General features: G+C 71.5%; 11 protein-coding genes and 1 tRNA gene. 4 read left to right on the forward strand and 8 right to left on the reverse strand.

Translation table 11 applies throughout. The features are described 5' to 3' along the window. A complete protein-coding gene (locus tag HDG68_RS01610) occupies positions 1-1731 on the reverse strand; it encodes a tyrosine-protein kinase family protein (RefSeq protein ID WP_172148635.1) in 1731 nt (576 codons plus the stop codon). Beyond that, on the reverse strand, positions 1728-2915 hold the full coding sequence (locus HDG68_RS01615) for a glycosyltransferase (protein ID WP_172148637.1): 1188 nt from the start codon (positions 2913-2915) through the stop codon (positions 1728-1730). The genes HDG68_RS01610 and HDG68_RS01615 overlap by 4 nt, the downstream gene beginning before the upstream one ends. A gap of 181 nt (positions 2916-3096) precedes the next feature. Here HDG68_RS01615 and HDG68_RS01620 point away from each other — a divergent pair, with 181 nt between their 5' ends. Beyond that, entirely contained in the window at positions 3097-4104 is a 1008-nt protein-coding gene (locus HDG68_RS01620) for a lysophospholipid acyltransferase family protein (protein ID WP_172148639.1), read from the forward strand. 9 nt (positions 4105-4113) lie between these two features. On the opposite strand, the gene pth is transcribed toward HDG68_RS01620, so the two are convergent. From pth to HDG68_RS01645, 5 genes are all read right to left on the reverse strand, one after another. Continuing rightward, a complete protein-coding gene (gene pth, locus HDG68_RS01625; RefSeq protein WP_172148641.1) occupies positions 4114-4716 on the reverse strand; it encodes an aminoacyl-tRNA hydrolase in 603 nt (200 codons plus the stop codon). Positions 4717-4846: 130 nt separating this feature from the next. Continuing rightward, positions 4847-5461 carry a 50S ribosomal protein L25/general stress protein Ctc gene (locus HDG68_RS01630; protein WP_172148643.1) on the reverse strand — a complete coding sequence of 205 codons (615 nt, stop codon included), beginning with the start codon at positions 5459-5461 and terminating at the stop codon, positions 4847-4849. A gap of 393 nt (positions 5462-5854) precedes the next feature. Then, positions 5855-6838, reverse strand: a complete 984-nt coding sequence (locus HDG68_RS01635; protein WP_172148645.1) for a ribose-phosphate diphosphokinase — start codon at positions 6836-6838, stop codon at positions 5855-5857. Positions 6839-6916: 78 nt separating this feature from the next. Continuing rightward, on the reverse strand, positions 6917-8500 hold the full coding sequence (gene glmU / locus HDG68_RS01640; protein ID WP_246253502.1) for a bifunctional UDP-N-acetylglucosamine diphosphorylase/glucosamine-1-phosphate N-acetyltransferase GlmU: 1584 nt from the start codon (positions 8498-8500) through the stop codon (positions 6917-6919). 144 nt (positions 8501-8644) lie between these two features. Next, a tRNA-Gln gene (locus tag HDG68_RS01645) sits at positions 8645-8716 on the reverse strand. Positions 8717-8932: 216 nt separating this feature from the next. On the opposite strand from HDG68_RS01645, the gene HDG68_RS01650 reads away from it, so the two are divergent. The 3 genes from HDG68_RS01650 (at position 8933) to HDG68_RS01660 (ending at position 11500) form a co-directional block, all read left to right on the forward strand. Further along, positions 8933-9529, forward strand: a complete 597-nt coding sequence (locus tag HDG68_RS01650; RefSeq protein WP_172149110.1) for a TetR/AcrR family transcriptional regulator — start codon at positions 8933-8935, stop codon at positions 9527-9529. Between the two features lie 173 nt (positions 9530-9702). Then, positions 9703-10209 carry a MarR family winged helix-turn-helix transcriptional regulator gene (locus HDG68_RS01655; protein ID WP_172148648.1) on the forward strand — a complete coding sequence of 169 codons (507 nt, stop codon included), beginning with the start codon at positions 9703-9705 and terminating at the stop codon, positions 10207-10209. Further along, positions 10202-11500, forward strand: a complete 1299-nt coding sequence (locus HDG68_RS01660; protein WP_172148649.1) for an MFS transporter — start codon at positions 10202-10204, stop codon at positions 11498-11500. Before HDG68_RS01655 ends, HDG68_RS01660 begins: the two co-directional genes overlap by 8 nt. Before the next feature lie 7 nt (positions 11501-11507). On the opposite strand, the gene HDG68_RS01665 is transcribed toward HDG68_RS01660, so the two are convergent. Continuing rightward, positions 11508-12404 (reverse strand): LysR family transcriptional regulator, encoded by an 897-nt coding sequence (locus HDG68_RS01665; protein ID WP_172148650.1) that lies wholly within the window; start codon positions 12402-12404, stop codon positions 11508-11510. Between the last annotated feature and the right edge of the window lie 12 nt (positions 12405-12416).

Consider the following 12416-nt stretch of genomic DNA (forward strand, 5'->3'; position numbering starts at 1 on the left):
TCAGCGGGCGCTGCGGGCATGCTTCGAACCCGGCAGCGGTGACGCCTCGTCGTCTCCGCTGTCCGCCGACGATGGCGACTCCTTCCTCTCGCCGTCCCTCGACATGAACGGTATCCGAGCCCATGGCACCGCTGGCGCGCCGGAGGGCTTACCGCCCCTGTCTATGCCCGCGGCATCCGAGGCGCTCGAAGCGCTCGACGTGCTCGACGTGCTCGACGTGCTCGACGCACTGGGAAAGCTGATGCCTTCTGCGGACTCACCCGAATGCCGAGACGACGTCGTGGCCTCGTCCACCTCGCCATATGTCGCAGCGTAGGCCGCTCGATGCGTCTCAGACCTGCCGGCCACGGCGACTCCGAGCAGACGCACGGAATTGGTGCTCAGACGACTCGCCGCCTCGGCAAGCACCGCACGGTCGGTCTTTCCGATCTCCGCGACCAACACGACACCGTCCGCGTACGACCCGAGGATGGTGGCATCAGCGGCGGCAAGAACGGGCGGCGCATCGACGACGACGATGTCGGCGCGTCGCTTGAGAGCGTCGAACAGGTCTCGCGCGCTGGCGCTCGCCAGGTAGTCCGCTGGGTCGAGGGGGACGTCAGGCATCGGACAGACCTCAAGGTTGGGGACGGTCGAGGCACGGAGTTGTCCGCGGGTGCCGCTCCATCCATCCGGCGGAGGAAGAAGCTCGTCGATCTGTGGACGCCGCAGGTCACCGGAGAGAACGATCGTGTGCCTCCCGGACAACGCGAAGGACGCAGCCAGATTGGCCGCGACGAACGCGCGTGGCGCTCGGGGTTCCGCCGCAGATACCACGATCGTGCCGTGTCGACTCTCTCCCAACCCGACCTGGATGGCGGTCCGAAGCTCGCGAATCGACTCAGTGAACGGGGTGGCCACGCGAGTCGCCACGGGGAGCTTCTTCTCCCCCTGAGCCCACTTCATCGCTCGTCGCGCGTTGGCGAGGCCCGCCAGAACCGGCGCTGCGCTGATTTCGGCCACTTCGTGGGCAGTCCGCACGCGCATGTCGAGCGCGAACCTGAGAAATGCGGCACCGACACCGGCGACGATGCCTGCGAGTACCGCGATGGCGAGGATCATCGCCGTATCGAGGCCCACGGGCGTCGCGCCGACCGCGGCGACCGAGACTTGGCCCGGGCGCACCAGGGCGAGATATGCCGTCAGCGTCGACGTGAGCCCGGCGAGCGTCTCGTTGCCGGTCTGCTCGAGTGCTGTCGCGACGGGGTCGTCCTTGTCCCCCTCCAGCGTCTCGCGCGCTTCACTGACCTGCTCACTGACGGCGGAAATCTGCTCGTCCAGCAACGTCACCTGATCGTTGATCAGCGTCGGGAGGTACTCGAGGTATGCCTGCGCATAGGTGTTGGCAAGTGCAGTGGCACGCTCCTGACTGAGTGCCCGGCTCTGGACGACGAACGTCAGAGTCTCGCTGTCGTAGCTGGCTTCGACGCTTTCGCCCTCGGCGATCGGGTCCCCGAGAGCTTCCTCAGCAGCTGAGACGATGTCGGGCGACGTCAGGAGGGACGGGTCATCGCCGACCACGACACTTCCGCTGCCCGTGGCGCTCTCCTCCAGCTGAACGGCGGCGGCGGCCTCGTACTCGGTGACTTGTCGGTCGGCGAACCACAGTGTCGCGGCGACCACAACGAGGACCGCGGCCAGGACATACCAGCGGCCCGCCCACAGGACGCGTCCGAAATCACGCACAGTCACGGCTGCGCCCCCGCCGACGTTGCCTTCGTCGCACCCTGTGCTCCGATCTTCATCGACTCCGACATCGCCGCCTGACGAAGACGGGCTGCGAACCTGTCCGCGGAGAACTGCTCCAGGTGAGCAGCAATGGCTCCATCATCCCAGGTCGCCGACAGCATCTGCTGCACCACGGCGGCGACGGACCCGCTCGTCGGGTGGTCGAAGAAGGCGCCGTTGACGTGCTCCGCGACGGTGTCCAGGTATCCGCCACCCCTCAGCGCGGCGACGGGGAGCCCGAACTCGCCAGCTTCCAGGGGTGTCAACCCGTAGTCCTCGTACGAGGAGGCCACCAAGACCGAAGCGCTGCTGTACAACCAGCGCAGCTCGCTGTCATCAACCCTTCCGGCGAACGTGACGGCTCCGGGGGCTAGTCGCGAGGCGCGCTGCTCTAGACGCGACCTGTCGGGTCCCTCGCCGACCACAACGAGCCGTCGTCCGAGCTCGGCGGCGGCCTCGATCACCACGTCGACGTTCTTGTACGGGAGGAGGCGAGCGACGCACAGCAGAAAACCTGGCTCGAGTGCGTGCCCGCCTGGGGCCTCGACCGCGCGACACGGGCCCGTCGGGGACAGTGCGCCGGGAGGCGGGAGCACTTCGGCCTCGATCCCGTACGCCACACGAACAGCATCGCGAGTCACCGAGGAGTTGACCAGGTACAGGTCGGCCCGCCGTGCCGCGCGCTGGTCCCAACTCCGCAGTCGATCGGCCGTGAGGCCCAGGACCGCTCCCGCTAGCGCTCGACGGAGTCGGTCCGCCGGGCCACCACCCGCACCGAGGTATCGGTCTCGCTGATAGAGCCAGCGCGCCGGTGCATGGCAGTAGACGACAGACCGCTGCGCACCGCGGTAGCCGTGCGCCCAGCCGGTCGAGCTCGCGACCAGGACGTCGCCCACCACCCGCTGGTGATCGACCGCACGGGAGAGCACCGGAAACGCCAATCGGTGATGACGCCGCAACATTCGGTAGCGGTTCAGAGCGGAGACCCGGAGATCGAGAGCACCGAACTCGGGAAAGGTCGCTGACGGCTCGTACAGCGTCGTGTACAACGGAGACCCCGGGAACGCCTGTGCCATCAGCAGCGCCACCCGCTCTGCACCGCCTCGTTGCGTGGCGTAGTCGTGCGCCAGCACAACTCCGTCGCTCATCACAGCCTCCTGTGCACGCCGATCCGCTGAGCGTGCCCTGTCAGGTTATGTCGTCGGGGCCACCTTCTGGACCGTTCGTGCTGGTGTCACCCGGGTGAAACCGGACGACTATGGGGTCCCACGTACCCAACGTCACGCATGATCGTGAGACGTGCCATGGCGATTCATCGCGGGAGGATTCATGACCGCCTCAGACCTACGTCGGCGCCTTCACGAGACGATGGGTAGTCAGCGCAAGGACTTCGCCCGCTACGTTCTGTACCGATCGGTCTTCGCACCCGCAGGTCGACACCTACCGATGTCGGTCGCGCGCGCCTTGGCATGGGGGTTTGCCGGTTTGCTGGTGGCCCTCGACGCCAGGCGCGGCACGGGCTGGCGTCCGTTCCGAGCCGTACTCGGTTGCTCTGCTCCGCGCGCCGTCGCCGCCTTCTGGGCGCAACAGGCTGCGCTCCTCGAAGAGCATGCCTTCCAGAGCGCTGTCCTGGCGCGTCGACTCACCCCGGACGCCTACGAGTTCTGCATCGCGGCGACGCCCGAAGCACGCCAGGTGCTCGACGGCCAGGGGCCACTCGTCGTGGTGTCCGGCCACTTCATCCGCGACCCCGCCATCTACGCCGCCTTCGCGGCGCAAGTTGGTGGTCGCAACTCGGCTCTGATCACCGCGACGCCCCCGGAGTCGGCATCCACACCGCAGGAGCAGCGCATACAGCGTCAGCTGGGCCTGAGCCTCGAGGCACTGGCGCCATGGAGCGAGCCCTTGGACTTCCAACTGATCTACCTCGGCAACGCGGCGACCCAGGCCGTACGTGCTCTCCGAGACGAGAAACGCATGCTGTGGGTCAACATCGACGCACCGTGGCAAGCCGGTCGGGGACGCACCGTCTCCGTCCCATTCGCCGGTCACGCGACACGACACTTCTCCACCGGCTCTGCACGGATCGCGCGGTCCGTGGGGTGTCCGCTGCTGCTCATCCTGCCGGGCGTAGTCCGGAAGACCGAAGTCGTGGTCCATGTCCTCGGCCCGTACTCGTCGTCGGCAACCGATCCGTCCGAGCGTGACGCCGACGTGACAAGACAGGTTCTGCGCGCCATCGAGGACCACATCGGCACAAACCCTCGCCGCTACAGTCTCGACCTGGGCCAGGAACGCCGCTGGAACAAATCGGCGCGCCATTGGGACGTCATCTGACTACCCGGCTCAGCCCCGCTGGTGATACTTCCCCTGCGCGGCCAGCAGCCCCTCGGTCACGACCATCTCGACGGCGTCCGCGGCGTCGTCGACCAGCATCGGCAGCTCCTTGCGCTCCGCGCCCGCGAAGTCCCGCAGCACGTAGTCCGCGGTGTCCATGCGCCCGGGCGGTCGCCCGACGCCGACACGCACCCGCACGTAGTCCCGCGTCCCGAGCGCCTTGGAGATGTCGCGCAGGCCGTTGTGGCCGCCCTCTCCCCCGCCGGTCTTGAGCTTGATGGTGTCGAAGGGGATGTCCACCTCGTCGTGGACGGCGACGACCCGCTCGGGGTCGATCGAGTAGTACTTCGCGAGCGCCGACGTGGGCCCGCCGGAGGTGTTCATGTAGGTGGTGGGCTTGGCGAGCACCACGCGGGGGCCGGGAGCACCACCGGGCAGCACACCCAGCCGCGCCTCGGTGACGACGGCCTGGGCGCGGACGTGCCGCGCGAACCGCGCGCCGGTCCGCGAGGCCAGCAGGTCGAGCACCATCTGCCCGACGTTGTGCCGGTTCCCGGCGTACTTCGGCCCGGGGTTGCCGAGCCCGACCACGAGCCAGGGGCCGTCAGTCATGTGTTCCGTCCTTTCGCCAGGTGCAACCTACCCGGCACGCAGAACGCCCGACGGCGGCACGTGGCCGCCGTCGGGCGTTCGAGGGTCGTGACATCTCCCGCGAGCAGCGAACCGCCCGCGGGAGACGAGGTCACTCGGCGGAGAACTCGCCCTCGGCCGGCGCCTCGGCGGACTCGGCGGACGCCTCGTCCTCGTCGGCGGACTCCTCGCCGCGCGGCTCGGTGATCGACACGACCGTGTACTCCGGGTCGGTAAGCAGCGTGGCGCCGTTCGGCAGCTCGATGTCGCCGGCGGAGATGTGGTCGCCCGCCTCGCGGCCCTCGATGGAGACCTCGGCGTACTCGGGGATGTTGGTGGCGTCGACCTCGACCGTGAGGGTCTGGTAGTCGACGAGGTGGATCGTGCCGGGGGCGGACTCACCGGTGACGTGCACGGTGATGTCGACGGCGATCTTCTCGCCCTTCTTCACGATGAGCAGGTCGACGTGCTCGATCTCCTCGCGCACGACGTTGCGCTGGACGTCCTTGACGACGGCGAGCTCGGTGCCGTTGTCGAAGGTCAGCTCGATGAGCGCGTTGGTGTGACGCACGGCGAGCATCGTGGCGTGGCCCGGGAGGGTCACGTGCACCGGGTCGGTGCCGTGCCCGTAGAGGACGGCGGGGATGTTGTCGGCGCGGCGGATGCGGCGGGCCGCACCCTTGCCGAACTCGGTGCGCATCTCGGCGGCGAGCTTGATCTCGGCCATGGGGATCACTCCTGCGGAAGGTCGTGTGCGTGCCGACGGCCAGTGGGAGCCGTCGGCTGCCCGGGACCGGAGGCCCACGGGCGGGCGGCTGCGTCGGCGTGGGACACGTGACGGACGCGACCGTGGACGCCGCAGGGTCGGCGCAGCGCGCGACACCGGCAGCCGCCCAGTCGATCACGGAAATCCGACGGATCCTGCTCTGCGTTCGCACGGTCTCGCAGACCGGCGCCCGTCAGACGTCCCTCGCCGAGGCAACCTGACTACTGTACCCGGCGTCGTCCCTGCAGCGAAAGCGTCGGACGGCGGCGCACGTCACAGTCCGCGGCCCCGCACGCGCCGACGGCGGCCGCCCCCGCCGGGGCGACCGCCGTCGTGCACGCGAGGACGAGGTGCTCAACTGTTCCCGTCGAACAGCGAGGTCACCGACCCGTCGTCGAAGACCTCGCGGATGGCGCGGGCGATGAGCGGCGCGATGGACAGCACGGTGAGGCTCTCGAACCGCTTCTCGGCGGGGATGGGCAGCGTGTCGGTGACGACGACCTCGAGGGCCCCGGACTCGGAGAGCCGCTGGGCGGCGGGGTCGGAGAGCACGCCGTGGGTGGCGGCGACGATGACGGACTTGGCGCCGGCGTCCATGCAGACCTTGGCGGCCTCGGAGATGGTGCCGCCGGTGTCGATGAGGTCGTCGACGAGCACGCAGTCGCGGCCCTCGACGTCGCCGACGACGCGGTTGGCGACGGCCTGGTTGGGTCGGGTGACGTCGCGCGTCTTGTGCACGAACGCCAGGGGTCCGCCGCCGAGCTTGGCGGCCCACTGCTCGGCGACGCGGATGCGGCCGGCGTCGGGCGAGACGACGGTGACGTTGGAGGTGTCGACGCGGGTGCGCACGTAGTCGGTGAGCACGGGCATGGCCCACAGGTGGTCGACGGGGCCGTCGAAGAAGCCCTGGATCTGCGCGGTGTGCAGGTCGACGCTCATGATCCGGTCGGCGCCGGCCGTGTGCAGCATGTCCGCCACCAGACGCGCCGAGATGGGCTCGCGGCCGCGGGACTTCTTGTCCTGACGGGCGTAGGCGTAGAAGGGCGCGACGACGGTGATGGTGCGGGCGGACGCCCGCTTGGCGGCGTCGACCATGAGCAGGTGCTCCATGAGCCACTGGTTGACCGGCGCGGTGTGGCTCTGCAGCAGGAAGATGTCCGACCCGCGCACGGACTCGCCGAAGCGGACGTAGGTCTCGCTGTTGGCGAAGTCGTAGGCGGAGGTCGGCAGCAGGCCGATGCCCAGCTCCTCGGCGACGTCCTCGGCGAGCGCCGGGTGCGCACGGCCGGCGGCGAGGACGAGGGTGCGCTCTCCGGTGCCAGGGATCGAGGTGTTCATCTGCGGGGGTTCCTTCGTCGTGCGGCTCGGGTGCGGGCGAGGGTCAGGCGGCCATCGGGCGGGACGTCGGGCAGGACTTCAGGCGGATCCGGTCGACGCGGAGGCGTCGCCGTCGTCGTCCGTCGAGGGGTTCGCCCCGTTCAGGGCATTGTGCTCGGCGAGCTCACGCTTCGCCTGCGGGGCGAGCGTGGCGTCGTCGCCGGCGGCGTCGCGGGTGCGCGCCGCGGCCTCGGCGGCGGGGGTGCCGGGGCGGCGGCTCTCGACCCATCCGTCGATGTTCTTCTGCTGGGCGCGGCTGACGCCGAGCGACCCGGCGGGCACGTCGCGCGTGATGATGCTGCCGGCCGCGGTGTAGGCGCCGTCACCGACGGTGACGGGGGCGACGAACATGTTGTCGGCGCCGGTGCGGGCGTGCGAGCCGATGACGGTGCGGTGCTTGGCGACGCCGTCGTAGTTGACGGTGACGGACGCGGCGCCGATGTTGGACTGCTCGCCGATGACGGCGTCGCCGACGTAGGACAGGTGCGGCACCTTGGACCCGGCGCCGATCTCGGCGTTCTTGGTCTCGACGAACGTGCCGATCTTGCCCTTCGTCCCGAGCACCGTGCCGGGGCGCAGGTAGGCGAACGGCCCGACGGAGGCGCCCTCGCCGATGACGGACAGCGAGCCGTGGGTGCGCACGACGGTGGCCCCGGCGCCGATCTCGACGTCGGTCAGCGTGGTGTCCGGGCCGACGGTGGCGCCGGCGGCGACGGTGGTGGCGCCGTGCAGCTGGGTGCCGGGCAGGAGCGTGACGTCGGGCGCGAGCTCGACGTCGGCGTCGACCCAGGTGGTGGCGGGGTCGACGACGGTGACGCCGTCGCGCATCCAGCGCTCGAGGGTGCGGCGGTTGAGCTCGGCGCCGAGGGTGGCCAGCGCGAGCCGGTCGTTGACGCCCTCGACGAGCATCGGGTCGTCGGACAGCAGGGCCCGCACGGCCCCGCCCTCGGCACGGGCGGAGGCGACGACGTCGGTCAGGTACACCTCGCCCTGGGCGTTGTCGCTGCCGAGCCCGCCGAGCCCGCGGCGCAGCACGGCGGCGTCGAACACGTAGACGGAGGAGTTGATCTCGCGGATCTCGCGCTGTGCGGCGGTGGCGTCCTTGTGCTCGACGATGGCGGTGACGTCGCCGGTGCCGCTCTCGCGCACGATGCGGCCGTAGCCGGTGGCGTCGTCGAGCTCGGTGGTCAGGATCGTCACGGCGTTGCCGTCGGCGTGGTGGGCGGCGAGCAGCTCGGCGAGGGTGGCGCCGTCGAGCAGCGGGATGTCCCCGGCCAGGACGACGACGGCGCCGTCGACGCCGTCGCCGAGGGGGTGCTCGCCGTCCTCGTCGTCGTGCACCGTGTCGCTCTGCGCGAGCGTCGCGGCACGGGTGGCGTGCACGCGGGCGTCGAGGGCGTCGAGGGCGCACTGCACGGCCCGTCCGGTGCCGGGGATCTCGTCCTGGTCGACGACGAGGGCACCGGCGTCGAGGTCGAGCGCGGCGGCGGCGACCTGCTCGCGCTCGTGCCGCACGACGACGGCGAGGTGCTCGGGGGCGAGCTCGCCGGCGGCGGTCATGGCGTGGCCGAGCATCGTGCGCCCGCCGAGGGCGTGCAGCACCTTGGGCGTCGCGGACTTCATCCGGGTGCCCTGGCCGGCGGCGAGGACGACGACGGCGGCGGGCCGTGGCGTCTGCTGCGGTGCGGGCGTCTGGTCTGCGGTCGTCTCGCCGTGAGGGGCCGTGGCTACCACCGGTGCTCCGTCTCTGTCGGGGTCTCGCGCGGGCTCCGCCCCCAGGATTCGAACCTGGACCAAGGGCACCAAAAACCCTTGTGCTGCCGATTACACCAAGGCGGACCGGACGACGACGGTGACCCTCCGGCGTGCGGGCCCGGGCCTGCCGTCGCTCGTCGGTCCTCAGTCTGCCAGGTCGTCGGCAGTGGGTCGGACCGGATCCACGCCTCGGCGGCGGCCTGCGTCGTGGGGCGGACCACATCCCGCGGTGGACACACCCGGCACAATGGACGCATGCCTGCCGAACCTCGCGACGCCAAGCGCGCCCCGCGCGCCCGCATGACGGCGAGCCAGCGCCGCGAGCAGCTCCTGGCGGTAAGCCGCGGCCTGTTCGCGACGAAGGGCTTCGACGGCACGAGCGTGGAGGAGATCGCCTCGACGGCGGGCGTGTCGAAGCCGGTGGTGTACGAGCACTTCGGCGGCAAGGAGGGCATCTACGCGGTCATCGTGGACCGTGAGGTCCAGTCCCTGACCGGTGCGCTGACGGGTGCGCTGGCCGAGGGCGGGCACCCGAAGGTGATGGTGGAGCGCACGGCGCTGGCGCTGCTCGGCTACATCGAGTCCTCGGAGGACGGGTTCCGCATCCTCGTGCGCGACTCCCCCGTCGCCCAGGCCACGGGCACGTTCTCCTCGTTGATCGGCGACGTCGCCACCCAGGTGGAGCACATCCTGGCCGACGAGTTCCGCAGCAACGGCCTGGACCCCAAGATCGCCCCGCTGTACGCGCAGATGCTGGTCGGCATGGTGGCCCTGACCGGCCAGTACTGGCTGGACGCCCGCCGCCCCAAGAAGGCCGACGTCGCCGCGCACCTGGTCAACCTGGCGTGGAACGGCCTGGCGGGCATGGAGCGCAAGCCGGGTCTGATCGGCCGCTGACCTCGAGGGCACGGTCCTGCCACGGCCTACCACGGGCCCGGCACGTCGACCCCGGTCGCTGTGGGCATGGAATCTGCAGGTCCGCAGCGGTCCGGACCCGCAGATTTCATGCCCACAGCGCGGACGGCGCGTCAAGATTCTTGACGTCGAGACACCGGCGCTAGGCTGGACGGATGGACAGCACGCAGCACGCCGGCGACGAGGTCGACCGCATCGTCGCCGCCTGGCAGCGCGAACGTCCCGACCTGGACGTCGAGCCGCTGACCGTCTTCTCCCGCGTCAGCCGCCTCGCCCGCCACCTCGACCGGGCGCGCCGCATCGCGTTCGAGCGGCACCACCTCGAGACGTGGGAGTTCGACGTACTCTCGGCCCTCCGCCGCGCCGGCGAGCCGTACCGCCTCTCCCCCGGCCGCCTCGTCGCGCAGACCCTCGTCACCAGCGGCACCATGACCAACCGCATCGACCGGCTCGAGCAGCGCGGCCTCGTCGAACGGCACCGCTCCCCCGACGACCGCCGCGGCGTCCTCGTCCACCTCACCGCCGCCGGCCGCGCCCGCGTCGACGCCGCGATGAGCGACCTGCTCGACGTCGAGGCCCAGGTCCTCGACGCCCTGCCCGCCGCGGAACGTCCGCGGCTCGCCGCCCTCCTGAGGACCCTCGGCGCCCAGTTCGATGAGTAGCGCCGACGACGGCGGCACCCCGGCCGACCGGTCGGCGTCCGGCCCCGGCGGCTCCGGGTCCGACGGCTCCGGGTCCGGCGGCTCCGGGTCCGACGGCGGCACCCGCCCGGGTGCGGCGCTCGCCGCGGGTGCCGGCGGACTCGTCCTCGCGGCCCTGCTGCTGGTGTCGGTCAACCTGCGCGCCCCGCTGACCGCGCTGGCACCGGTGGTGGACGACGTCGCCACCGGACTGGGGATGACCTCGGCGGGCGTCGGCCTGCTGACCTCCATCCCCGTGCTGTCCTTCGCGCTGTGCACACCGGCCGCTGCGGCCCTGGTGGGTCGCTGGGGTCCGGAACGCGCCCTCGTCCTCGCGCTGGTCGCCGTGCTCGGCGGCACCCTGCTGCGCTCCGGTGGCTCGGTCACGACAGCACTGGCCGGCACCGCGGTGCTCGGCGTCGGCATCACCCTCGGCAACGTCGCCGTCCCGGTGATCATCACCCGCGACTTCCGACGCCGCGCCGCCGGGGTGACCGGCGCCTACACGGCGACGATGAACGCCGGGTCCACCGTCACGACCCTCTTCACCGCACCGCTCGCCGCCGCGTTCGGATGGCAGTGGGCCCTGGCGGGCTGGGGCGTGCTGGCGGTCGCAGCACTGGTCGCCTGGGTTCCCGCCGGCCGCACGCTGGCCGCCCGGCACGCCGGAGCACCGCCGTCGGGCACCACGCCGCAGGCGGCGGACGCGACGGTGCAGCGCGGCCTGGCCGTCCTGCTCATGGTGGCGTTCGCCGGGCAGACGTCCGGCTACTACGCGATGTCGACCTGGCTGCCGTCGATCCTGGCCGACCGGATCGGGTTCGACGCCGCGGCCGCCGGGGGTGCAGCCGCCCCGTTCCAGCTCGCCGCCGTGGCGGGCGCGTTCCTGGTGCCGCTGGGTCTGCGCGGACGCCTGTCCGAGCGGACCGTCGCGACCGTGCTGTGCACGTTCTGGATGAGCCTGCCGGTGCTCCTGCTCGTGGCGCCGCAGGCCTGGTGGGTCGGGGTGTGCCTGGCGGGCGCCGCACAGGGCGGCGTGTTCACCGTGATCTTCACCCTCATCGCGCGACGCTCGCCGTCCGTGGCTGCCGCCCGCCGGACCTCCGCCGTCGTGCAGACGGGCGGCTACGCCTGCGGAGCGCTGGCCCCGACGCTGCTGGGTGCGTTGCACGAGGCCACCGGCTCGTGGACGGCGTCGCTCGGCGTGATCGTCGGGCTGGTGGTGGCGATGGCGGCGGCGCTGTGGGTCGCGGCGGGCGATCGGGGCCGCTGACGTCCGGTCAGGCCGGCTGGGCGACGGCGAGGTTGGCCTCCCCGAGCAGCTCGAGCAGGCGCGTGGCGGTCGGTTCCGCCGTCGGCCCCGAGACCGCCGAGACGACCCACTGCGGGGTGGTCCCGGCAGGCAGCTCGAGGGTCACCAGGCCGGCGGCCTGCGGCTTGGCGGCCACGTGCTGCGGCACGACGGCGACCCCCAGGCCGCGCTGGACGAAGTCGAGCAGCGTGTGGACGTCGTCGACGCTCATCCGCACCCGGCGCTCGAGGTGGCGGTCGGCGAACGCCGCGTCCACGAGCTGCCGGATGGCCCAGGGCTCCCGGAAGTCCACGAAGTCGCGGACGGCCAGGTCCTCCCACGTGACCTGGTCGGAGCGGGCCAGGTCGTCGGTGGGGTGCACCAGGCCGACCACGGGCCGGCGGCCGAGCTCGAGCCTCCGCAGCGAGCCGAGATGCTGCGTGGTGGCGAGGAACGCGACGTCGAGCTCCCCGCCGCGCACCTGCGCGGCGAGCTCGGCGGACCCCGCCTGGGTGAACTGGACGTCGACGAGCGGGTACCGCAGCCGGAAGCGCTCCAGCAGCGGGCCGACGTCGACCACACCGAGGCACTGCTCGGACCCGAGCCGCAGCCGGCCGGAGAGCTGCTGGCTCGCTCGCGCGACGGCGTCGCGGCCCGCGGACGCCTGGGCGAGCATGCGCCGGGCGAACGGCAGCAGCGCGCGGCCGGCGTCCGTCAGCGCCACCTGTCGCGTGGTGCGGGCGAACAGCGACGCGCCCAGCTCCTTCTCCAGGTTGCGGATGGCGGCGGACAGCCCGGACTGGGTCACCCCGCACAGCGCGGCCGCGCGGGTGAAGTGGCCTTCCTCGGCCACCGCCACCAGGTACTCCATCTGCCGCAGCTCCATCGATCACTCCCG

The sequence above is a fragment of the Isoptericola chiayiensis genome (assembly GCF_013149805.1).
GTDB lineage: Bacteria > Actinomycetota > Actinomycetes > Actinomycetales > Cellulomonadaceae > Isoptericola > Isoptericola chiayiensis.

What these genes read in the sequence shown, in the direction of transcription:
- HDG68_RS01665 (WP_172148650.1), bottom strand. Translation starts at nt 12,404, where the DNA reads ATGGAGCTGCGGCAGATGGAGTACCTGGTGGCGGTGGCCGAGGAAGGC.
- HDG68_RS01650 (WP_172149110.1), top strand. Translation starts at nt 8,933, where the DNA reads ATGACGGCGAGCCAGCGCCGCGAGCAGCTCCTGGCGGTAAGCCGCGGC.
- HDG68_RS01630 (WP_172148643.1), bottom strand. Translation starts at nt 5,461, where the DNA reads ATGGCCGAGATCAAGCTCGCCGCCGAGATGCGCACCGAGTTCGGCAAG.
- glmU (WP_246253502.1), bottom strand. Translation starts at nt 8,500, where the DNA reads ATGAAGTCCGCGACGCCCAAGGTGCTGCACGCCCTCGGCGGGCGCACG.
- HDG68_RS01660 (WP_172148649.1), top strand. Translation starts at nt 10,202, where the DNA reads ATGAGTAGCGCCGACGACGGCGGCACCCCGGCCGACCGGTCGGCGTCC.
- pth (WP_172148641.1), bottom strand. Translation starts at nt 4,716, where the DNA reads ATGACTGACGGCCCCTGGCTCGTGGTCGGGCTCGGCAACCCCGGGCCG.
- HDG68_RS01615 (WP_172148637.1), bottom strand. Translation starts at nt 2,915, where the DNA reads ATGAGCGACGGAGTTGTGCTGGCGCACGACTACGCCACGCAACGAGGC.
- HDG68_RS01635 (WP_172148645.1), bottom strand. Translation starts at nt 6,838, where the DNA reads ATGAACACCTCGATCCCTGGCACCGGAGAGCGCACCCTCGTCCTCGCC.
- HDG68_RS01620 (WP_172148639.1), top strand. Translation starts at nt 3,097, where the DNA reads ATGACCGCCTCAGACCTACGTCGGCGCCTTCACGAGACGATGGGTAGT.
- HDG68_RS01655 (WP_172148648.1), top strand. Translation starts at nt 9,703, where the DNA reads ATGGACAGCACGCAGCACGCCGGCGACGAGGTCGACCGCATCGTCGCC.